General features: G+C 44.2%; 1 pseudogene. It reads left to right on the forward strand.

The annotated features are described in order from the left end of the window. Positions 1-2,041, forward strand: a pseudogene (locus CALSC_RS27225) (phosphoketolase family protein); the annotation flags it as partial.

Raw genomic sequence — 2,041 nt, forward strand, 5'->3', positions numbered from 1 at the left:
AGGAGTATTAGCTCCCATATATTTGGAAGGAACCTACTCGGAAACTTACCCTGATAAGAGCCAAGATGAATCAGGAATGCGTAAGTTTTTCCAGCAGTTTTCCTTCCCTGGTGGCATTGGTAGCCATTGTACTCCCGAAACCCCTGGTTCTATTCACGAAGGAGGGGAACTAGGTTATAGTCTCTCCCATGCCTACGGTGCAGCCTATGACAACCCCGATTTAATTGTCGCTTGTGTTGTGGGAGACGGAGAAGCAGAAACTGGTCCTTTAGCGACTGCATGGCACTCCAACAAATTTCTCAATCCGATTACTGATGGTGCTGTGTTGCCGATTTTGCACCTCAACGGTTATAAAATTGCCAATCCAACCATCCTATCTCGCATTAGTCACGAAGAACTGGCAGACCTATTTAAAGGCTACGGTTACACCCCTTATTTCGTAGAAGGTTCTGACCCTGAGAGTATGCACCAAGCGATGGCTGCTACCGTAGAGCATTGCGTACAAGATATTAGAAAAGTGCAACAATTAGCACGTAGTAGTGGTGTTACTCAACGTCACCGTTGGCCTATGATCATACTGCGATCGCCCAAAGGTTGGACAGGGCCTCAAGAAGTAGATGGACACAAAGTAGAAGGGTTCTGGCGGGCACACCAAGTACCAATGGGGGGTATGCACCAAAATCCCGAACATTTGCAACTAAGTAGGTAGGCGTAAAAAATTATCGTTTGGATAAGACAGGGGGCAGGGGGCAGGGAGCAGGGGGAAAAAGGGTTTTAGCCTTATTTACTTTTCTCCACATAGTTTGGTTTTATTGTGCCGACTTACTTATTATTAGATTGGATGAATAGCTACCAACCAGAGAAGTTATTTGATGCCAATGGTAGCTTGATTCCGGAACTGAAAGCACTTGCTCCCACAGGTAACAGGCGCATGAGTGCCAACCCCATCGCCAATGGTGGATTAGTGCGTAAGGCATTGATTATGCCAGATTTCCGGGAATATGCAGTTACAGTACGCAAACCAGGAATTACGGAAGTTGAAAATACCAAAATTTTGAGCTATCTGCTACGGGATTTGATGTGTAGAAATCCCCATAATTTCCGAGTATTTTGTCCCGATGAAACCTCTTCCAACCGCCTCCAAGCAATTTATGAAGCCAGTAAAAAGGTATGGATGGGAGAACACCTACCAGAGGATAAAGATGGAGGTGAATTGGCTCCTCAGGGTCGTGTGATGGAAATGTTAAGTGAGCATACCTTGGAAGGCTGGCTAGAAGGATACTTACTTTCCGGACGACATGGATTCTTTTCCTCCTATGAAGCTTTTGTGCATGTGATTGACTCAATGTTTAACCAACATGCCAAATGGTTGCAAACATGTAGAGAAATACCATGGCGTGCTCCCATTTCTTCCCTGAATATGCTGATTACCTCTACAGTTTGGCGGCAGGATCACAACGGTTTTAGTCACCAAGATCCTGGTTTTATAGATGTAGTCACAAACAAAAGTCCAGATGTTGTTCGTATTTATCTACCCCCCGATGCCAATTGTTTGCTGTCAGTAGCAGACCATTGCTTGCGTAGTCACAATTACATCAATGTGATTGTTGCTGATAAGCAAAAGCACTTACAATACCTGACTATGGAAGAAGCCATCCAGCATTGCTCCAAGGGTCTTGGTATTTGGGAATGGGCAAGTAACGATGATTGTGGTGTGGAACCCGATGAACCAGATGTAATTATGGCTTGTTGTGGTGATATTCCCACAATGGAATCATTGGCAGCTACAGCAATTCTCCGGGAAGAGTTCCCAGAATTAAAGGTGAGATTTATCAATGTGGTAGACCTGTATAAGTTGATGCCAGAAACTGAACATCCCCACGGTTTATCTAATACAGATTTTGATACTTTATTTACACCAGATAAGCCAGTGATGTTTAACTTCCACGGTTATCCTTGGCTGATTCACAAACTTACCTATCGCCGTACCAATCAAGAGCGGATTCATGTCCGTGGTTACAAAGAGATTGGTAATATTAAG

Source organism: Calothrix rhizosoleniae SC01 (assembly GCF_900185595.1).
GTDB classification, from domain to species: domain Bacteria; phylum Cyanobacteriota; class Cyanobacteriia; order Cyanobacteriales; family Nostocaceae; genus Calothrix_A; species Calothrix_A rhizosoleniae.